The 18,958-nt window shown below is 61.9% G+C and carries 23 protein-coding genes and 2 pseudogenes; 14 read left to right on the top strand and 11 right to left on the bottom strand.

Annotated features, from left to right (window positions below):
- Positions 1-166 (bottom strand): annotated as a pseudogene (locus tag MOV61_RS19840) (dihydroorotase); the annotation flags it as partial.
- Complete coding sequence (locus tag MOV61_RS19835) at positions 163-1,104, bottom strand: aspartate carbamoyltransferase catalytic subunit (RefSeq protein ID WP_046667737.1); 942 nt, start codon at positions 1,102-1,104, stop codon at positions 163-165. The gene MOV61_RS19835 and the pseudogene MOV61_RS19840, both read right to left, overlap by 4 nt.
- A 202-nt stretch (positions 1,105-1,306) precedes the next feature.
- Here MOV61_RS19835 and MOV61_RS19830 point away from each other — a divergent pair, with 202 nt between their 5' ends.
- Positions 1,307-2,959 (top strand): acyl-CoA dehydrogenase family protein, encoded by a 1,653-nt coding sequence (locus MOV61_RS19830; RefSeq protein ID WP_038585754.1) that lies wholly within the window; start codon positions 1,307-1,309, stop codon positions 2,957-2,959.
- Here MOV61_RS19830 and MOV61_RS19825 read toward each other — a convergent pair.
- On the bottom strand, positions 2,941-3,876 hold the full coding sequence (locus tag MOV61_RS19825) for an AEC family transporter (RefSeq protein WP_247137793.1): 936 nt from the start codon (positions 3,874-3,876) through the stop codon (positions 2,941-2,943). The genes MOV61_RS19830 and MOV61_RS19825 overlap by 19 nt on opposite strands.
- Positions 3,877-4,061: 185 nt before the next feature.
- On the opposite strand from MOV61_RS19825, the gene MOV61_RS19820 reads away from it, so the two are divergent.
- From MOV61_RS19820 to MOV61_RS19810, 3 genes are all read left to right on the top strand, one after another.
- Entirely contained in the window at positions 4,062-4,706 is a 645-nt protein-coding gene (locus tag MOV61_RS19820) for a TetR/AcrR family transcriptional regulator (RefSeq protein WP_038542049.1), read from the top strand.
- 66 nt (positions 4,707-4,772) lie between these two features.
- Positions 4,773-5,258, top strand: a complete 486-nt coding sequence (locus MOV61_RS19815) for a group II truncated hemoglobin (RefSeq protein WP_247137792.1) — start codon at positions 4,773-4,775, stop codon at positions 5,256-5,258.
- Positions 5,259-5,552: 294 nt separating this feature from the next.
- Positions 5,553-5,879, top strand: a complete 327-nt coding sequence (locus tag MOV61_RS19810; protein ID WP_038542055.1) for a DUF6105 family protein — start codon at positions 5,553-5,555, stop codon at positions 5,877-5,879.
- Here MOV61_RS19810 and ruvX read toward each other — a convergent pair.
- Positions 5,822-6,310 (bottom strand): Holliday junction resolvase RuvX, encoded by a 489-nt coding sequence (ruvX, locus tag MOV61_RS19805; RefSeq protein ID WP_247035233.1) that lies wholly within the window; start codon positions 6,308-6,310, stop codon positions 5,822-5,824. The two genes, MOV61_RS19810 and ruvX, sit on opposite strands and share 58 nt — an antisense overlap.
- A gap of 131 nt (positions 6,311-6,441) precedes the next feature.
- On the opposite strand from ruvX, the gene MOV61_RS19800 reads away from it, so the two are divergent.
- The 4 genes from MOV61_RS19800 (at position 6,442) to MOV61_RS19785 (ending at position 9,414) form a co-directional block, all read left to right on the top strand.
- On the top strand, positions 6,442-7,143 hold the full coding sequence (locus MOV61_RS19800) for a metal-dependent hydrolase (protein ID WP_247137791.1): 702 nt from the start codon (positions 6,442-6,444) through the stop codon (positions 7,141-7,143).
- 109 nt (positions 7,144-7,252) lie between these two features.
- Positions 7,253-7,540 (top strand): Asp-tRNA(Asn)/Glu-tRNA(Gln) amidotransferase subunit GatC, encoded by a 288-nt coding sequence (gene gatC / locus MOV61_RS19795; protein WP_247137790.1) that lies wholly within the window; start codon positions 7,253-7,255, stop codon positions 7,538-7,540.
- A gap of 56 nt (positions 7,541-7,596) precedes the next feature.
- Positions 7,597-9,078: an Asp-tRNA(Asn)/Glu-tRNA(Gln) amidotransferase subunit GatA gene (gatA, locus tag MOV61_RS19790; RefSeq protein WP_247137789.1), complete on the top strand. Its 1,482-nt coding sequence runs from the start codon at positions 7,597-7,599 to the stop codon at positions 9,076-9,078.
- Positions 9,079-9,141: 63 nt separating this feature from the next.
- A complete protein-coding gene (locus tag MOV61_RS19785) occupies positions 9,142-9,414 on the top strand; it encodes a hypothetical protein (protein ID WP_247137788.1) in 273 nt (90 codons plus the stop codon).
- Positions 9,415-9,465: 51 nt separating this feature from the next.
- Here MOV61_RS19785 and MOV61_RS19780 read toward each other — a convergent pair whose 3' ends face one another.
- Positions 9,466-9,723: a YjhX family toxin gene (locus MOV61_RS19780; protein WP_113130390.1), complete on the bottom strand. Its 258-nt coding sequence runs from the start codon at positions 9,721-9,723 to the stop codon at positions 9,466-9,468.
- A gap of 281 nt (positions 9,724-10,004) precedes the next feature.
- On the opposite strand from MOV61_RS19780, the gene MOV61_RS19775 reads away from it, so the two are divergent.
- The 6 genes from MOV61_RS19775 to MOV61_RS19750 all read left to right on the top strand — a co-directional run bounded on the left by MOV61_RS19775 (position 10,005) and on the right by MOV61_RS19750 (position 14,113).
- Complete coding sequence (locus MOV61_RS19775; protein ID WP_247137787.1) at positions 10,005-10,514, top strand: GNAT family N-acetyltransferase; 510 nt, start codon at positions 10,005-10,007, stop codon at positions 10,512-10,514.
- A gap of 98 nt (positions 10,515-10,612) precedes the next feature.
- Positions 10,613-12,118, top strand: a complete 1,506-nt coding sequence (gene gatB / locus MOV61_RS19770; protein WP_247137786.1) for an Asp-tRNA(Asn)/Glu-tRNA(Gln) amidotransferase subunit GatB — start codon at positions 10,613-10,615, stop codon at positions 12,116-12,118.
- Positions 12,119-12,123: 5 nt separating this feature from the next.
- Positions 12,124-12,630: a GNAT family N-acetyltransferase gene (locus MOV61_RS19765; RefSeq protein WP_038542070.1), complete on the top strand. Its 507-nt coding sequence runs from the start codon at positions 12,124-12,126 to the stop codon at positions 12,628-12,630.
- 23 nt (positions 12,631-12,653) lie between these two features.
- The gene (locus MOV61_RS19760) at positions 12,654-13,115 is read left to right on the top strand and encodes a GNAT family N-acetyltransferase (RefSeq protein WP_247137785.1); all 462 of its coding nucleotides are present in this window, start codon (positions 12,654-12,656) and stop codon (positions 13,113-13,115) included.
- 103 nt (positions 13,116-13,218) lie between these two features.
- Positions 13,219-13,617, top strand: coding sequence for an NADH:ubiquinone oxidoreductase subunit NDUFA12 (locus MOV61_RS19755; protein WP_038542075.1), 399 nt, complete (start codon positions 13,219-13,221; stop codon positions 13,615-13,617).
- Positions 13,618-13,693: 76 nt separating this feature from the next.
- Positions 13,694-14,113: a DUF2155 domain-containing protein gene (locus tag MOV61_RS19750; protein WP_037081092.1), complete on the top strand. Its 420-nt coding sequence runs from the start codon at positions 13,694-13,696 to the stop codon at positions 14,111-14,113.
- Positions 14,114-14,120: 7 nt separating this feature from the next.
- On the opposite strand, the gene aat is transcribed toward MOV61_RS19750, so the two are convergent.
- The 6 genes and pseudogenes from aat to MOV61_RS19720 all read right to left on the bottom strand — a co-directional run.
- Positions 14,121-14,738 carry a leucyl/phenylalanyl-tRNA--protein transferase gene (gene aat, locus MOV61_RS19745; protein WP_038542077.1) on the bottom strand — a complete coding sequence of 206 codons (618 nt, stop codon included), beginning with the start codon at positions 14,736-14,738 and terminating at the stop codon, positions 14,121-14,123.
- Positions 14,739-14,746: 8 nt separating this feature from the next.
- Complete coding sequence (accC, locus tag MOV61_RS19740; RefSeq protein ID WP_038542079.1) at positions 14,747-16,093, bottom strand: acetyl-CoA carboxylase biotin carboxylase subunit; 1,347 nt, start codon at positions 16,091-16,093, stop codon at positions 14,747-14,749.
- An 8-nt stretch (positions 16,094-16,101) separates the two neighbouring features.
- Positions 16,102-16,560, bottom strand: a complete 459-nt coding sequence (gene accB / locus MOV61_RS19735) for an acetyl-CoA carboxylase biotin carboxyl carrier protein (protein WP_038542081.1) — start codon at positions 16,558-16,560, stop codon at positions 16,102-16,104.
- Between the two features lie 28 nt (positions 16,561-16,588).
- Positions 16,589-17,026: a type II 3-dehydroquinate dehydratase gene (aroQ, locus tag MOV61_RS19730; RefSeq protein ID WP_247137784.1), complete on the bottom strand. Its 438-nt coding sequence runs from the start codon at positions 17,024-17,026 to the stop codon at positions 16,589-16,591.
- Positions 17,027-17,160: 134 nt separating this feature from the next.
- Positions 17,161-17,937 (bottom strand): DsbA family protein, encoded by a 777-nt coding sequence (locus MOV61_RS19725; protein ID WP_408962406.1) that lies wholly within the window; start codon positions 17,935-17,937, stop codon positions 17,161-17,163.
- Positions 17,938-18,231: 294 nt separating this feature from the next.
- Positions 18,232-18,958, bottom strand: a pseudogene (locus tag MOV61_RS19720) (ribonuclease E/G); the annotation flags it as partial.

Genomic DNA, 18,958 nt, shown 5'->3' with positions numbered 1-18,958 from the left:
GGCCCTGGCAGTCCCGAACCGTCGCGCCTTCCGGCGCGCCCGGGTTCTGTGCGTCCTTCCCGGCGGCGAGGATGCGGCCGTCGGCGCCGATGATGATCGTGCCGGTCTCGTCGAGATTGCGCGACGGGTCGATGATGCGGAGGTTCTTGAGGACGGTAGGGGTCATGCGCGTTCTCCCTGGTTCTGGGAGACGAGCAGGGCCTCCATCACGGCCATGCGGACCGCCACCCCCATTTCCACCTGTTCCTCGATGACGCTCTGCGGACCGTCGGCCACTTCGGATGCGATCTCGACGCCGCGGTTCATCGGGCCGGGATGCATGACCAGCGCATCCGGCTTGGCAGCCTTCAGCTTTTCGGCATCGAGCCCGTAGAAGCGGAAATATTCGCGCACCGACGGCACGAAGGCGCCGGCCATCCGCTCGCGTTGCAGGCGCAGCATCATCACCACATCGGCATCCTTGAGACCTTCCTCCATGGAGTGGAAGACCTCGACGCCCATGTCCCTGATGCCCGAGGGAAGCAGCGTCGAAGGCGCCACCACGCGAACGCGCGCGCCCATGGCGTTGAGCAGAAGAATGTTCGAGCGAGCGACGCGCGAATGCAGCACGTCGCCGCAAATAGCGACGATGATGCGTGACAGCTTGCCCCTGGCACGGCGGATGGTCAGTGCGTCGAGCAGCGCCTGGGTCGGATGTTCGTGCTGGCCGTCGCCGGCATTGATCACCGAGCAGGCGACCTTTTGCGCCAGAAGTGCGGCGGCACCGGCTGAGGAATGACGCAGCACCAGCACGTCCGGGCGCATGGCATTGAGCGTCATCGCCGTATCGATCAGCGTCTCGCCCTTTTTGACCGAGGAATTGCCGACCGACATGTTCATCACATCGGCGCCGAGGCGTTTGCCGGCGAGTTCGAAGGACGATTGCGTACGGGTGGATGCTTCGAAGAACAGATTGATCTGGGTCAGCCCGCGCAGCGTGGAGGTCTTTTTCTCCCGCTGCCTGGAAATCTTCACAGCCTCGTCGGCCTTGTCGAGAAGAAAGGTGATGTCTTGTTCGGTAAGGCCCTTGATGCCAATCAGATGGCGATGAGGGAAGAAGACCATGGACACGTCTCCGCTTGCGTTCGGCGGTCTATAATGACTGCCGACAACCGCTGCAAGCGGGCGCGGGACTTATCTCACTGCTTGTTTGTCCATTGTCGCTCACAGCGGTTTCTCGACGCGGGTGCGGCCTTTTGTTGAGAACGCCAGAAATCCTGAACGGGCGCCGTTCCCAGGCCCGGTAACTTCCGCTAGAACCCGTTTCATGAACCAGATGTCGCGCGCCGAAGAAAAATTTGCCGAACTGAACCAGCCAAAACCCTGGTCCGGCATCAATGCCTACCGATCCGATCCGCTGGTCGTCGACCTGACGAGCACGCTGAACCGCACCATCCGCGAGGAATACGACCAGCTCGGCCGTTACGTCACCTCGCCGGAGGCGCAGGAACTGGCGCGCATGGCGAACGAGAACCCGCCGAAGCTGAAGACCCATGGCCCGCGCGGCGAGCGGCTCGACGTCGTCGAGTTCCACCCGGCCTGGCATGCGCTGATGCGCCGTTCGATGCAGACCGGCCTGCATTCCTCCGTCTGGGAAAACATCCCGGAAGCCAAGGGCCACGAGCACAAGGCGCGGGCGACGCGATTCTATCTGTCGGCGCAGCTCGAATGCGGCCATTTGTGCCCGCTGACCATGACCAGCGCCTCGATCGCCGCGCTGATGGCCTCGCCCCGCGTCCAGAAGGAATGGGCGCCAAAAATCCTGTCGCGCAAATACGATTCGACGAATCGCCCTGCCTTGCAGAAGAGCGCGGTGACGCTCGGCATGGGCATGACCGAGAAGCAGGGCGGAACCGACGTGCGCGCCAACCGCTCGACCGCCGAACGCGTGGGCGAGGGCATCTACCGGCTCTCCGGCCACAAGTGGTTCATGTCGGCGCCGATGAGCGACGGTTTCGTCATGCTGGCAAAGACCGGCGACGGCATCGGGTGTTTCCTGGTGCCGCGGCTGCTTGAGGACGGGTCGGCGAACGGCCTGCAGTTCCAGCGCCTGAAGGACAAGCTCGGCAATCGCTCGAACGCGTCCTCCGAAGTCGAATTCACCGATGCCTTCGGTTATCTGCTTGGCGAACCGGGCGGCGGCATCCGCACCATTCTCGACATGGTGACGCTGACGCGGCTCGATTGCGCGCTGGCATCCGCCGGCATCATGCGTGCGTCGCTTGCCGAAGCGGTCCACCACACCCGCGGCCGCAGCGTCTTCGGCAAGAAGCTGGTCGATCAGCCGCTGATGACGCGCGTGCTCGCCGACATGGCGCTCGACGTGGCTGCCGCGACAGCGCTCGCTTTCAGGCTCGCCGATTCCTTCGATCGCGCCGCCAGCAACCCGGCCGACGCGGCTTTTGCCCGGGTCATGACGCCGGTCATCAAATACTGGAACTGCAAGATTGCGCCGTCGCTGATCTACGAAGCGATGGAATGCATCGGCGGCAACGGCTATATCGAGGAACGGCCGATCGCCCGGCACTATCGCGAGGCTCCGGTCAACGCGATCTGGGAAGGTTCCGGCAACGTGATGGCGCTCGACGTGCTCCGGGTCCTGTCGCGGGGGCGGGACCTGTTCAACACGGTGCTTGCCGGTTTCGAACGGGATCTTGGTCCTGCGGGCAAAAAGACGGTCGAAGTGCTGCGCGCCGCCATGGCGCTCTGCGAAACCGACGAGGGCGCTGCCCGGCTTCTGGTAGAACAGCTGGCACTTGCGGCTGCGGCAGCCGAACTGGTGCGGCTCGGCGCCGGCAAAATCGCCGATGCTTTCCTGGAAACGCGGCTCGCCGGCGGCTGGCGCTCGACCTACGGCATGCTCGATGCCCGTTTCGACGCCCGTTATATCGTCGACCTGCTTTATCCAGCCGCGACGTAGGCGACGACCGTCATCACGACCGGAATGGTGAGGAACGAGGCGACGACCTGCAGGGTTGCCGCCGCCGCATACATGTCCGCATCGCCATTCAGCTGCTTTGCAAGCAGATAACCGTTCATCGCGGTCGGCACCGCGGCACTCAGTGCCAGGAGGACGAGCCCGTTGCCCTGGACCCCACACAATGCGCCGACACCGACGGCAACGATCGGGAACGCGATCAGCTTCAGAACGACGGCGAGGAGGGTGATTGGCCGCGGTCTCAGCGCGTCCATGATCCTGAGACCGGCGCCGACCGTGATCAGGCCGAGGCTGAGCGAAGCCTGCGACAGCAGGTCGACCGCCACCATCACCGGCTCATAGATCGGAATGCCGATGAGATTGACGATGATGCCGAGCGCCGTCGAGAGGATCAGCGGATTGGTGCAGATCCTGTAGAGAATAGCCCTGTAGTTCCGGTCGTGGCCGGAGAACCACAGCAGCACCGTCACGTTGATGAAGTTGAGCGGGATGATGATCGCCGCCATCACCAGGCCAACCATGGTCAGGCCCTGCTGGCCGTAGGTCTTGGCGGCGATCGCCAGCGCCATGAACGCGTTCCAGCGCGTCGCGGTCTGGAACAGCGACGTATAGGCCGGTCCGCCGACGCGCAGGTTCCGCAGCAGCGGCCATGCCAACAGCAAGCCGCCCGACATCACCAGAACAGAAACGATCGCCGCGAAACTGACCGTCAGGTTTTCGGTATTCGAAAAATCCGCCTTGGCCATGGTCGAGAACAACAGGGCCGGAAACAGCACCCAGTAACTGCACTGTTCGAGCCCGTCCCAAAAATCGGGATTGATGATCGGCGCGCGTTTTAATCCCATGCCGAGGAGAACCAGCAGGAAAATCGGCAGAACGCTTTGGAAGACGATGAGCATGGAGGAGGGCACGTCGGTGGGAGACTACGATCTCGTTAGTCCTCCCATGCCGATAGTGCAATGTAGGAGCCCCGCGAATTCAAGTGCGGCGCGCGCAATCCTGTGCATGGCGACGGAGACAGCTTGCGGCAGCGGAAGCCACCGACTATCGCGGTGGGTCAAGACGAAACCGAAACAGGCGGAAAATGCTCCAGATCCCTGAAGTCACAGCGCAAGAAGGTTCGGTCGCGAAAGTGCGCAGCCGCGCCGGCACCGAGCGGGCGATCTTCCTGGCCGCCCGCGCGCTGCTCGCCGAACAGGGGTTCCAGGGTTTCGGCATCAACGCCGTGGCGCGCCGCGCCGGCTGCGACAAACAACTCATCTATCGATATTATGGCGGTCTCGACGGGCTGATCGAGGCGATCGGCGCCGATCTCGGCACCTGGGTCAAGGATCGCATCCCGGAAGATACCGGCGGCATGTTCCTGCTGACCTACGGTGACCTGATGGAGAAGCTCTCCATCTATTTCATGGAAGCGCTGCGCGACGATCCGCTGGTCTGCAAGATCGTCGCCTGGGAGGTCTCGCAGGATACGCCGCAGGTCCGCCGGCTGTCGGAGGCGCGCACCAAGGCGCTCGGCAAATGGCTTGAGAAGATGCGCGGCTCGCTGACGCCGCCGAAGGGCGTCGATGCCGCGACCACCAATGCGCTGCTGTTTGCGGCGATCCAGCACCTGGTGATATCGGCCGCCGTCAGCGGCCAGTTCGCCGGTCTGGCGCTGAAAACCGAGAAGGACTGGGACAAGGTCGGCAACGCGCTCCGACGCCTGGTTCGCGCGATCTACGGCTGATCCGCGGCCAAGTCTTGAAGCCATGATGTCCTCCTCATATCTCTTCGGGAGACAGAGGGAGCGACCATGACCGTACCGACGCTATACGAATGGATCGGCGGCTTCGATGCGCTGCTGCGGCTAACGACGGAGTTCTATCGTCGCGTCCCGGCAGATGACTTGCTCGGCCCGGTCTTTGCCGGCATGGACGAGAACCATCCCGAGCATGTTGCAATGTTCATTGCCGAGGTCATCGGCGGACCGAAACTCTATTCGGAACAACGTGGCGGTCACCCGGCGATGGTGCGTCATCATCTTGAAAGGCACCTGACCGAGCCGATGCGCCGGCGATGGATCAATATTCTGCTCGACACCTATACGGATCTCGAGCTTCCGGCAGATCCGGAGTTCACGTCCGCTCTGGTCGGCTATCTCGAATGGGGAACGCGGCTTGCCGTTGCCAATTCGCAGCCTGGAGCCAAGGTTTACGAGCATGCGCCGATGCCCGAATGGGGGTGGGGCGAAACCGGTGGTCCGTATATCCCGAAGAAGCCGAAATCGCCGGCAGCCTGACCTGCTCTATCCACAGGCACGCTTGCGAAATTAACCATCTCCCCCGGTTTCCGTTGCGGCAAATCCCTGCGGGCTTAAGTTCCACGTTAACGCACTGTTAACTACAACGTTTGCCGAGTATCCGCGTATGGGAACCACAATCAGGGGCAGGGCATTGCTGCTTGTCATGACGACGATCTTCGCGGCGCTGGCACTTGATATTGCCGTTCCCGCACTGGTCCTGAGCCTTATGGCTCTATCAAGATGGCTCGTGTCTCTGGATGTTTATCCCGTCGAGCTAAGGGGGAGAACCGCATGAAGTGGTTCCTGATTTTGTGGGCCGGCCCGGTCCTGCTGCTGTCCAGCTGGTACGGGCTTTCCTACTACGACATGAGCTTTGGCTTCTTCATGCTAACCCGCCAGACCCATGACCTGGTCTTCCAGATCTACGGCAATATCCTCGGCATTCCGCCGGAAACCATTCCGCCTTTGGTGGCGCGTGCCATGGTTTTCGACAGCCTGGTCGTGTTCGCCATCGTCGCCTTCCGCAAGCGCCGCGAGATCGCCGCCTGGTGGCAGAAGCGTCAGCTTGCGAAATCGGTCTCCCTGCCAAGCGAAGAGAGCCTGTCGAGCGCTCCCTGAAGAATGAAGCTCGCCGCGGCGGAATCGATCCGCTCGGCACGTTTGGCCCGCGACACGTCCATTTCCAGAAGCGCCCGTTCAGCGGCAACTGTCGAGAGACGCTCATCCCAGAAGACGAAGGGCAGGGCGGTCTTTTCCGCCATCGAGCGCACGAAGGCGCGGGTCGCCTGCACCCTCGGACCGGCCGAGCCGTCCATGTTGGTCGGCAAGCCGATGACGAAGCCCGCCACTTTCTCCTTCTCGGCAAAAGCGAGCAGAACTTCCGCATCCTTGGTGAACTTCACCCGTTTGATGACCGGCCGCGGGGTGGCAAAGCGCCGGCCAAGATCCGACATGGCGAGCCCGATCGTCTTGGTGCCGAGGTCGAGCCCGGCGATCGCCTGTGCGGGCTGCAGGGCTTCGGCCAGTTCCTCGATCGTCATCACTGTCATGCGTTCTTCATCCTCGGGATCCAAACAGGGTCTCAAAAGCGGGTTTTGTCCCACCCTCTGTCCCACTTCCCTTTAGCCTCATATCGGCTATGTGTCGTTATTATCCACACTATATTGAAGGAGAGTTTTCCATGAAGATCACCTGGCTCGGCCATGCCGCCTTCCGCATCGAGACCGCCAAGGCCAAGATCCTGGTCGACCCGTTCCTGACCTATAACCCCGCCTTTGCCGGCCAGGACATCAAGGCTGCCGCCGAAGGGCTGACCCATATCCTGCTGACCCACGGCCATGGCGACCATGTCGGCGATACGGTTCAGATCGCCAAGGAAACCGGTGCCGTCGTTCTCGCCAACTATGACCTCGGCGTCTGGCTGGCCAAGAAGGGCGTCGAGAAGCTCGAAATGGGCAATACCGGCGGCACGGTCGGTTTCGAAGGGTTCACCGCCACCTTCACCAATGCGCTGCACTCGTCTGCCTCGCTGACCGAAGACGGCGTTTCGCACTGCCTCGGCAACGCAAACGGCCTGATGCTGCATTTCGACGACGAGCCCTCCGTCCTCCACATGGGCGATACCGACATCTTCTCAGACATGGCCCTGATCAATGAACTGCACCAGCCGGATATCGGCATCGTGCCGATCGGCGACCGCTTCACCATGGGCGGCGCGGTGGCGGCGCTTTCCTGCCAGCGTTTCTTCGATTTCAAGCATGCGCTGCCCTGCCATTATGGCCTGCCGGGCGTCGATCAGACGCCGGAAAAGTTCGTCAAGGGCATGGAAGGTTCGCGCACCCGGGTCGAGACGCCGGCTCCGGGCGGCAGCCTGAGCTTCTGATTCGCATTCTTTCAGGCGGCGCGCCTTCGCAAATTGAGGCGCGCTCCCTGTTGCGAAGGGCGGACATGGCCATTATAGCGAAGGGGAAATTTCCCATCGGAGTTATGCCATGTCCGTCGATCTCGCCACCGTCAAGCGCGTTGCGCGCCTTGCCCGCATTGCGGTCACCGAGGAAGATGCCAATCGCATGGTCGGCGAGCTGAACGGCATCATCAATTTCGTCGAGCAGCTTTCCGAAGTCGATGTCACGGGCGTCGAGCCGATGACATCGGTGACCCCGATGAACATGCGCAAGCGCACCGACAATGTCACCGATGGCGACAAGGCCGACGATATCGTCGCCAATGCGCCGTCTACCGACCACAATTTTTTCCTGGTGCCGAAGGTCGTCGAGTGAGCGCTGAATAGCGCCCCGCCGAACCTTCCCTCGCATTCGAACCGTTTGAAGAGCCCATGACCGAACTCACTAGCCTCACCATTGCCGAAGCCCGCGAAAAGCTCAAAGCCAAGGAGTTCACCTCCGTCGAGCTGACTGAGGCCTATCTTTCCGCGATCGACGCCGCCAACTCGGTGTTCAACGCCTATGTGGCGGTGACGCCGGAAAAGGCGCTCGGCATGGCGAAGGCTTCCGACGCCCGCCGCGCCGCGGGCCAGGTCGGCGCGCTGGAAGGCATTCCGCTCGGCATCAAGGACCTGTTCGCCACCCGCGACGTCCACACCCAGGCCTGCAGCCATATCCTCGATGGTTTCCTGCCGAAATACGAATCGACCGTCACCCAGAACCTCTGGGATGATGGCGCGGTCATGCTCGGCAAGCTCAACATGGACGAGTTCGCGATGGGCTCCTCCAACGAGACCTCGCATTACGGTGCGGTCGTCAACCCGTGGAGGGCGAAGGGCTCGAACCAGCAGCTGGTTCCGGGCGGCTCTTCCGGCGGCTCAGCCGCTGCCGTATCCGCATTCCTGTGCGCCGGTGCTACCGCGACGGATACCGGCGGTTCGATCCGCCAGCCGGCCGCCTTCACCGGCACCGTCGGCATCAAGCCGACCTATGGACGCTGCTCGCGCTGGGGCACGGTCGCCTTCGCATCCTCGCTCGACCAGGCCGGCCCGATCGCCCGTGATGTGCGCGATGCGGCGATCATGCTGAGGTCGATGGCGTCGGTCGATGCCAAGGACACGACCTCCGTCGACCTGCCGGTGCCGGATTATGAAGCCTCGCTCGGCCAGTCGCTCAAGGGCATGAAGATCGGCATTCCGAAGGAATACCGCGTCGAAGGCATGCCGGAAGAGATCGAAAAACTTTGGGCTCAGGGCATCGCCTGGCTGAAGGATGCCGGTGCCGAGATCGTCGACATCACCCTGCCGCACACCAAATACGCGCTGCCGGCCTATTACATCGTCGCTCCTGCCGAAGCCTCGTCGAACCTCGCCCGTTATGACGGCGTGCGTTACGGCCTGCGCGTCGACGGCAAGGACATCGTCGACATGTATGAAAAGACCCGCGCCGCCGGCTTCGGCACCGAGGTCAAGCGCCGCATCATGATCGGCACCTACGTTCTGTCGGCCGGTTATTACGACGCCTATTACCTTCAGGCGCAAAAAGTCCGCACGCTGATCAAGCGCGACTTCGAGATCGTCTTTAACGCCGGCGTCGACGCAATCTTGACGCCCGCCACGCCGTCGTCCGCCTTCGGCATAGCCGACGAGGACCTCGCGTCCGATCCGGTCAAGATGTACCTCAACGACATCTTCACGGTGACGGTGAACATGGCCGGCCTGCCGGGCATCGCCGTTCCCGCCGGCCTCGACGCCAAGGGCCTGCCGCTCGGCCTGCAGTTGATCGGCAAGCCGTTCGAAGAGGAAACGCTGTTCCGCACCGCTCATGTCATCGAGCAGGCCGCCGGCCGGTTCACGCCGACGAAGTGGTGGTAAGCGGAAGGATCATCCGGAACATGACGGCCGCCGATCATCGGGCGGTCGCCGGGGAGATGGCAGATGGCTAAGACGGATCTGGCAGGATTGATCGAGGCTTTTGATCGCCTCGCGACCAATGGTTTCACCATGGGTGTGGACTGGCAGGCGGTGCACGAAATCTGCCAGGCGCATGAGGGCGAACAGCCGTTCGACTGGGGCCACGCGCTTTGCCACCGCATCGAAGGCGACGACTCGAACGCCAACTACTGGTACCGCCGCGCCGGCAAGCGACGCACGGGCGCGGTCGGCGACGAATGGGCGGCGATGCGCGCCGAGCTTTCGGCGTTATCCTGATTGCAGGGTCAAGGCCGCGCGCCGGGGACGACGCGCGGCCTTTCATCCGTGTCACCGATTATCCTGCTCGGCCCTCACCAGCACCAGTCCCCTTTCGGTGATGCGGTAAGGCCTGCCGCCCTGGGATTTGATCGCCTTCTTCTGCTTGAGCTTTCGAAACGTAACGAGGTCGAGGCCTGAAAAGGCCCAGCCTTCGCGGGTGACGAGTTGCAGCTTTTCGATCTTCCTGTTGTCGTCGCGGGTGATCTCGATCCTGCCGCCCTGGGCGAGCAGGTGGAGGATGCGCTGTTCGGCGCGGGAAATATCCATTGTCTTGATGTCCGGAGAAGCGCTCGTGAACGAGCGCACAAAAACGTTGCCGGCGTCGCGTGACGTCGGGGTTCTCGTTTTTGTCTGGGCCGGCGCGGCTATAAGAGCGGGGCCGGCCCCTTACCGGGTCTCTACGGAAGAGAACATCAAAACTCCATCGATACGAAATCCGCACTAGGCGGGTTTTCCGTGGTCGTCAAGCACCTGACGGAAACGCCCTATATGTTGCACTGGTCAAAGCGCAGACTCAGTGGTCTACTGAGGCTGCAACAGGGGAAGTTATGACCCATATTCGCAATGCGCGTGAGGACGAGGTGGATATCCTGGCGGAAATCGGCTTCCGCTCCTGGGAAAAGGCCATGATGTCGATCGGCGAGATGACCGACATGCGCTCCGGCGCCCGCACCGCCTTCCAGAATTTCACGCGCTCCTCCTGGCTGACCATCACCGTCATCGAGCAGGGCGGCAATGTCGCCGGCTGGGCGGCGCGTGAAAAACTCGACGAACTGATCTCCGATTTCTGGATCGATCCGTCCTTCAAGGGACAGGGGCTGGGCCGCGCGCTACTCGTCGAGATCGAGGCCGAGATCGTCCACCAGGGTTTTGAAGTCGCTCGCGTCGAGACCCATGCCCGCAATACCGAAGCCATCGGCTTTTTCGAAAAGCAGGGCTATTCCATCAACTGGCTCTCCACAAGCTATTCCCCGAAGATCGACCGCGACGTGCAATCGGTCGGCCTGTCGAAGCGCCTCGTTCTCGAAGCGCCGGATACTTACGGGCCGAGCTTCTAGATCGCCCTGCCAGCTTCAAGACGTCGGTTAAGCTTGCACGTCCGCGCCATTTGTTCTACCTCCAGAAAACGCAATCGAGACCATTTCACGAGCATCAGATGACCCTTGTCGACGTCCGCACGCCCGATCCGAAACGCTTCATTCCCGGTGCCACCGGCGATTGGGAAGTCATCATCGGTTTGGAGGTGCACGCTCAGGTCCTTTCCAATTCCAAGCTTTTCTCCGGCGCCTCGACCGAGTTCGGCAAGCCGGCCAATTCCAACGTCTCGCTCGTCGATGCGGCCATGCCCGGCATGCTTCCCGTGATCAACGAGGAATGCATCAAGCAGGCGGTGCGCACCGGGCTTGGCCTGAAGGCTGCGATCAACAAACGTTCGTTGTTCGACCGCAAGAACTATTTCTACCCGGACCTGCCGCAGGGCTATCAGATCTCCCAGTTCAAGGATCCGATCGTCGGCGAAGGCAAGATCGTCATCTCGCTCGGCCCGGACCGCCAGGGTCAGTTCGAGGATATCGAGATCGGCATCGAGCGCCTGCATCTCGAACAGGATGCCGGCAAGTCGATGCACGACCAGCATCCGACCATGTCCTATGTGGACCTGAACCGCTCCGGCGTGGCTCTGATGGAGATCGTCTCCAAGCCCGATATGCGCTCTTCCGACGAAGCGAAGGCCTACATGACCAAGCTTCGCTCGATCGTGCGCTACCTCGGCACCTGCGACGGCAACATGGACGAAGGCTCGATGCGCGCCGACGTCAACGTCTCGGTGCGCAAGCCCGGCGGTGAATTCGGCACCCGTTGCGAGATCAAGAACGTCAACTCGATCCGCTTCATCGGCCAGGCGATCGAATACGAAGCACGCCGCCAGATCGGCATTCTCGAAGACGGCGGTTCGATCGACCAGGAGACTCGCCTTTTCGACCCGAACAAGGGCGAAACACGTTCGATGCGCTCGAAGGAAGACGCGCACGACTATCGTTATTTCCCGGATCCGGACCTGCTGCCGCTCGAGTTCGACGATGCCTTCATCGCCGAGCTGGAAAAGCACCTGCCGGAACTGCCGGACGACAAGAAGGCCCGTTTCGTGCGCGAACTCGGCCTGTCGATCTACGATGCCTCGGTGCTGGTCTCCGAAAAGGCGATCGCCGATTATTTCGAGGCTGTTGCCGAGGGCCGCGACGGCAAGACGGCGGCAAACTGGGTGATCAACGATCTGCTCGGCGCCTTGAACAGAACCGGCAAAGACATTGAAGAGACTCCGGTTTCGCCTGCCCAGCTCGGCGCCATCATCGACCTCATCAAGGCCGAGACCATCTCCGGCAAGATCGCCAAGGACCTGTTCGAGATCGTGCTCAACGAAGGCGGTGACCCGGCCGAACTGGTCGAGAGCCGCGGCATGAAGCAGGTCACCGATACCGGCGCAATCGAGGCCGCTGTCGACGAGATCATCGCTGCCAATCCGGACCAGGTCGCCAAGGTCAAGGCCAAACCCACGCTCGCCGGCTGGTTCGTCGGCCAGGTCATGAAGTCGACCGGCGGCAAGGCCAATCCGCAGGCCGTCCAGGCACTGGTCAAGGCGAAGCTCGGGATCGAAGAGGAGTAGGCCCGATGGTCTACTTCGTCCGCACCGCCGGTGAAGCTGACGTCGAGCAGATCCGCGCCCTGCTGGCGGCGACTTTTCACGATACCTACGATCCGTTCTACGGGGCCGACAAGGTCAGGAGAATGGTTGACGGCTGGCATTCTCCGGGCGCCGTCAAGGCGCGCATCCAGAAGCGGGGCGGCGAATTCCTCGTCGCCGACAACGGCAAGGATATCGGCGGCATCGGTTATGCCGCCATGTATCCGAAGATGGTGAAGACGGCGATGCTGCACCAGCTCTACGTCAAGCCGTCCTGCCAGAACGAGGGCATCGGCCGCGACATCTTCGCCGAGCTCGAAACCTGTTTTCCGGATGCCGAGATCATGCGGGTCGAGGTGGCGCTGCCGAACGTGCGCGCGATGTCCTTTTACGAGCGGCTGGGGTTTTCCGAGGTCGACAGGATGGAGGAGTGGGGTGCCCCCAATTCCGGCCTGCCGGCGATCATCATGGAGAAGCGGCTGGAGTTGCGCTGACCCACCCGAGGAGGACTTTTTGCATGGCCGACATCGTCATCCGCAGAGCGCGGCAAGCAGATCTTCCCGAGCTCATCGACCTGTTTGCCGCAGATGACGTCGGAGGCCATGGCGACACGACGGACGAGGCCGCCTTCGACGACTACCTGCGCGCCTTCAACGTCATCGATGCCTCGCAGAACGAACAGCTTTTCGTTGCCGAACTGGAAGGCGAAGTGGTCGGCACGTTCCAGATCCTCTTCAATCGCACGCTGACGGGTCGGGGATCGCTGTCGATGATCATCGAGGCGGTGCAGACGCGCGGCGACATGCGCGGCAAGGGCATCGGCGGTCAGATGATCCATCATGCGATCGAGGAAGCCAGGCGCCGCGGTTGCCGCCAGGTCGCACTCACCTCCAACATGGCCCGCACCGACGCGCATCGCTTCTATGAACGGCTCGGCTTCGCCAAAAGCCATTTCGGCTTCAAGATGAAGCTCAAATGACCGTGCGCGACATTTGGAATCACTGGACATCGAAGGCGCCAAGCGGCATAAGCGGATCAACCACTTCGATCGTCATCCTGTTTGCCAAGCCGACGGAACATCCATGAAAAACCTCCTGCTGCAGATCTTCACCTGGTGGAACGGACAGACCATGGGCACCCGGTTCTTCACCTGGCGCTTCGGCAAGAAGGTCGGCGAAGACGAGCTTGGCAACATCTATTACGAAGGCCCGATGACCTCCTGGGGCAAGCCGAAGCGTTGGGTGATCTACAAGAATTACGCAGAAGCTTCCGCAATCGGGCCGGGCTGGCATGGCTGGATGCATTATCGCACCGACGTTGCTCCGTCGCAGGAAGATTACAAGGCTCGGGAATGGGAAAAGGCGCACAAGCTGAATGCCACCGGCACGCCGCTTGCCTATCACCCGCAGGGCTCGCTTGCCGCCACCGGCGAACGCCCCCGCGTCACAGGCGATTACGATGCCTGGACGCCCGGCAACTGACACCTGTTTTGGCCACAATCGCACTCTAGGTCTCGACGCCGACGGGATCGCCGGGACGGGAAGCATAATGGGATTGATGACGGTTTTTCCACGCAAGCCAATGGTCGGCGCATTGATCGCGCTTGCATCCGTGCTTGCGGCGGATGGTGTGTCTGCAGCGCGGCTGAATAATCCGGTCGCGGTCTTTGCCGGCATCGACAAGATCACCGGCCGCATCACCACGTTCGACGTCTATGTCAATGAAACGGTTCAGTACGGCGCTCTGCAGGTGACGCCGAAGGTCTGTTATTCCCGCGATGAGACGGAAGCCCAGAAGATCGATGGTTTCGTGGAAGTCGACGAGATCACCCTCGACCGTAAGATCCGCCGGATATTCACCGGCTGGATGTTCGCCGACAGCCCCGGCCTCAATGCCGTCGAGCATCCGATCTACGACGTCTGGCTGACCGGCTGCAAACAGAAGTCCGACGTGCCGCCGCCGAAGGCGACCAACTGATTCCCCTTCAGAATTTCAGATGCGGGGAATCGACCGCTTTTCTCAATAGCTTGAGATAGTCGTCCTTGGGGATGTCGATCGCGCCGAACGTTTTCAGATGTTCGGTGGTGAACTGGGTGTCGAGCAGCGTGAAGCCATTTTTCCGAAGCCGCTCGACAAGGTGTACGAGGCAGATCTTGGAAGCGTTCGTGCGCCTCGAAAACATGCTCTCCCCGAAGAAGGCGGAGCCGAGCGAAACGCCATAAAGGCCGCCGACCAGTTCATCGCCCTCGAAGGCCTCGACGCTATGCGCGTGGCCCATGCGGTGCAGCTCGATATAGAGCTTGCGGATGGTGGAGTTGATCCAGGTACTCGGCCGGTCGCCGGCGGGCTCGGCGCAGAAGGCGATCACCCGCTCGAACGCAGTGTCGAAGCGGATGTCGAGCGGCGTCTTGCGGGCCGCCTTGGCCAGGCTTTTCGAAACGTGGAAGCCGTCGAGCGGCAGGATGCCGCGCATTTCCGGTTCGACCCAGAAGATTTCCGGGTCGTCGGCGGATTCGGCCATCGGAAAGAGGCCGATGGAATAGGCGCGCAGCAGGATTTCCGGGGTTATCGCCGGGTAATATCTGCCACGCCGCCCTGCCATCGATCTCCCTAATGCGTCTTGTCGCCGGCGAGGTAGTTTTCCAGCCAGTGAATGTCATAATCGCCATTGGCGATATCCGGATTGTCGACGAGGTCCTGAAACAGCGGCAGGGTCGTCTTGATGCCGTCCACGACGAACTCGTCCAGCACGCGGCGCAGGCGCATCATGCATTCGACGCGGGTGCGTCCATGCACGATCAGCTTGCCGATCAGGCTGTCGTAGTAGGGCGGGATCTTATAGCCCGCATAGGCGCCGGAATCGACACGCACGCCAAGCCCGCCGGGCGCATGGAAATGCGTGATCGTGCCGGGCGACGGCACGAAGGTGCGCGGATCCTCGGCATTGATGCGGCATTCGATGGCATGGCCGAAGAATACGATATCTTCCTGGCGGACGGACAGGCCGCCGCCAGAGGCGACACGGATCTGTTCGTGCACGAGGTCGATGCCGGTGATCGCTTCGGTGACCGGATGCTCGACCTGAAGACGGGTGTTCATTTCGATGAAATAGAACTCGCCATTTTCGTAGAGGAACTCGATCGTGCCGGCGCCGCGGTATTTCAGCTTGCGCATCGCGTCGGCGCAGACTTCGCCGATCTTCATGCGCTGCTCGACGTTGAGGGCAGGGGAATTAGCTTCTTCCCAGACCTTCTGGTGGCGGCGCTGCAGCGAGCAGTCGCGTTCACCGAGATGGATGGCGTTGCCTTCGCCGTCACCGACAACCTGGATTTCGATGTGGCGCGGCTTCTCGAGATATTTTTCCATGTAGACGGCATCGTTGCCGAAAGCGGCGAGCGCTTCGGAACGGGCAGTCGACACGGCTTCGTCGAGATCGGCCTCGGTCTTGGCGACCTTCATGCCGCGTCCGCCGCCGCCGGCGGTTGCCTTGATCAGCACAGGGAAGCCGATCTGGCGGGCGATTTCCATCGCATTCTCGGGCTTCACTTCGCCGTCGGAACCGGGAACGACGGGGATGCCGAGTTCCTGCGCGGTCTGCTTGGCGGTGATCTTGTCGCCCATGATACGAATATGGTCGGCGGTCGGGCCGATGAAGGTGATGCCGTGCGCGTCGAGGATATCCGCGAACTTGGCGTTTTCCGACAGGAAGCCGTAGCCCGGATGCACCGCGTCGGCGCCGGTGATTTCGCAGGCGGCGACGATCTGGTGAATGTTCAGATAGCTGTCGCGCGACGGCGGCGGGCCGATGCACACACTTTCGTCGGCAAGCCGCACATGCATGGCGTCGGCGTCGGCGGTGGAATGGACCGCGACGGTCGCGATGCCGAGTTCCTTGCAGGCGCGAAGCACGCGAAGCGCGATTTCACCGCGGTTGGCTATGAGGATCTTGGAAATCATGGATGCGCCTACTCGATGACGACGAGCGGCTGGCCATACTCGACGGGCTGAGCGTCGTTGACCAGGATTTCCGTGACCTTGCCGGAGCGCGGCGCCGGGATCTGGTTCATCGTCTTCATGGCTTCGATGATCAGCAGCGTCTGGCCTTCCTTGACGGTGGCGCCGACTTCAACGAAGGCGCGCGAACCCGGGGCCGGGGAGAGGTAGATGGTGCCGACCATCGGCGCGGTCACGGCGTTCTTGTTGTCCTGCACGGCGGGCGCTGCAGCAACGGGAGCGGCTGCAGCAGCCGGAGCATAGCCGGGCGCTGCGATCGGGGCCTGGACATACTGCATCGTGCCGGCGCGGGATACGCGGATACGCAGATCGTCCTGTTCGACTTCGATCTCGGTGAGGTCGGTCTCGTTGAGGATGTTCGCGAGGTCGCGGATCAGTCCCTTGTCGATACCGTTCTTCTTGTCAGACATGGCAAACCCTATTGTTCTGTTTATCTTGTCAAGCGGTAATGGATTTTAAGGCGTGCAGCGCCAGAATGTAGCTTGCGGTGCCAAAACCGCAGATCACGCCCTTTACCGCCGGTGCGATCATCGAATGATGGCGGAATTCCTCCCGCGCGTGGACATTCGAGATATGAAGCTCGATCACCGGCACGGAGATCGCCTTGATGGCGTCGTGCAATGCAATCGAGGTATGGGTATAGGCGCCCGCATTGATGGCGACGCCGACGGTCTTTTCGTTGGCCTCGTGCATCCAGTCGATCAGCACGCCCTCGTGATTGCTCTGGCGGAAATCGACGTCGAAACCAAGTTCCCTGCCGGCTGTAATACAGTCGTTCTCGACGTCCTTCAGCGTGGCAGCGCCGTAAATGCCCGGCTCGCGCTTGCCCAGCATGTTGAGATTGGGGCCGTTGAGGACGAAGACCGTCTTGCTCATCACTGATCTATTGGTTCCCTGCAGAAATTCAGGGGCCACCTATAGACCGGCGAGGCGGCAAGGGAAAGCCCCCGCCGCGCCGAAAGCCCGTGAGTCCACTGCGATGGAACATCTATTGGTTGGCACCTGCCCCGTCAGCAGGTCGCCTTGCCGCAGGCGCGCACGTTAGCGACCTTCTGCTCGATCGTATCGAGGCCGACGGCGCCGAAGACGGCTTCGTCGGCGACCACATAGGTCGGCGTGCCGGTGATGCCGATCGCGTTGGCGATCCGATAGGCGTCGCGCACCAGATCGTCGTTCGGCTCATCGGCCATGGACTTGCGGATCGCCGCTTCCTTGACGCCAAGCGCACCCGCGACCGCAATGGCCGTCGCTTCCGAGGCGTGCGGCTTGCCGCCAAGCAGTTCGCGATGGAATTTTGCATATTTCTCAGGCGCCAGCAGACGCACGGCGTTGGCCACCCGATGGGCTGCAAGCGAGTCCGGCCCGAGGATCGGGAATTCCTTCAGGATGAAACGGACGTTCTTGTCCTTGGAAAGGATGTCGTCCATGTCGGAGAGCGCCCGCTTGCAGTAGCCGCAATTGTAATCGAAAAACTCGACGATGGTCACGTCGCCCTTCGGATTGCCGAGCGTGATGTCGGTCGGCGAGGAGAAGATCTCCTGCTTGTTGTCCGCGATCGCCTTGGTCGATTGTTCGACGCGCTGGGTCTGCTGCTTGGCTTCCAATGCGTTTTGAACCTCGACCAGCACTTCCGGGTTCTCGATCAGATATTGGCGGATGAACTCGCCCATCTCCTTCTTCTGCTGGTCGTCCAGGGCGGCAGCCGGAGCGGCCGCGGAAAGTGCCAAGGCCAGCATCGAGCTGGCGGCCAATGTCTTGAAAACGGGCGTCTTGAACAGGCGAGTCATCCATATCCTCTTGGATCGGGCACACGAATCCCGCGCACCATTGTTGTGGTTTGTGCCCAAAGTAAGCCAGTCGGGCTTTCCAAAAAACCTCAAAATCATGTCCAGGCCGTTTTCACCGGTTCACAACTGCGTATGACGCCTGGCGGGATGACGAAATGGAGTCGGATTCCAACACGTTGGCTGCCTTTCCGGAATCGTTTCGGCAGGCCGTTGATCCGGTTTCTAAGGTTCAAGGCAGAGCAAAAACAAAAACGGCCGCGTTTTGCGCGGCCGTTTCATCTGTTCTCGTCAGGCTCAGAAGAAGCCGCGGCGCTGCCACCAGCCGGCCTTCTTGGGCTTCGACGGATCGGCGTCGGTCTCGGGCGTTGCCGCCGGATCGGAACTCTTCACCACCGCCTCGGCGGAAGAGGAGATGTTCGAGGCGCGATTGGCACGAGCCGGTTTCGCGTCGCCGGCGTCAACCTGTTCAGCGGTCGGCGCTTCTTCGACTGGAGCTTCGGCAGCCGGAGCAACCTCGGCAGCCCGTGGCTCTTCGCCGAGTGCAGCTTCGACCTGCTCGACGACGGTTTCCACCGGAGCCGTATCTGCGGCAGCCACTGGGACCTCTTCCGCAGCCGGGGCGTCGGCGACAGTCGCCGCCTTGCCACGACGCGAACGGCGGGGCTTGGCTTCTGCCTTGCCGGCAGGTGCGGCTTCCGCCTCGACGGGAGCAGCGACTGCCTCGACGGCGATCTCTTCAGCGGTCTCGGCTGCGGCTGCTGCCGGCACTGCCTCGACGTCTTCGCTGGACGCATCTTCGTCGGCCGCTTCGCCGTCATCCGAAGCGTTCAGTTCCTGTCCGTCTTCGCCGTTGCGATTGCGGCGACCACCGCGCTTGCCGCGGCGGCGGCGCTTGCGGCGATTTTCTTCCGAGTCCGAATCGGCGGCAACCGTTGCGTCGGATGCTTCGCCGGCTTCGGAAACATCGTCCTCGCCTTCGTCGCCGTCCTCGTCGCCATCAGCCATGTCGTCGCTGCCGCCC

This window comes from Neorhizobium sp. BETTINA12A, from assembly GCF_023006485.1.
GTDB lineage: Bacteria > Pseudomonadota > Alphaproteobacteria > Rhizobiales > Rhizobiaceae > Neorhizobium.
The sequence above is the reverse complement of the archived record's forward strand: the minus strand, read 5'-3'. Positions and strand labels throughout refer to the sequence as shown.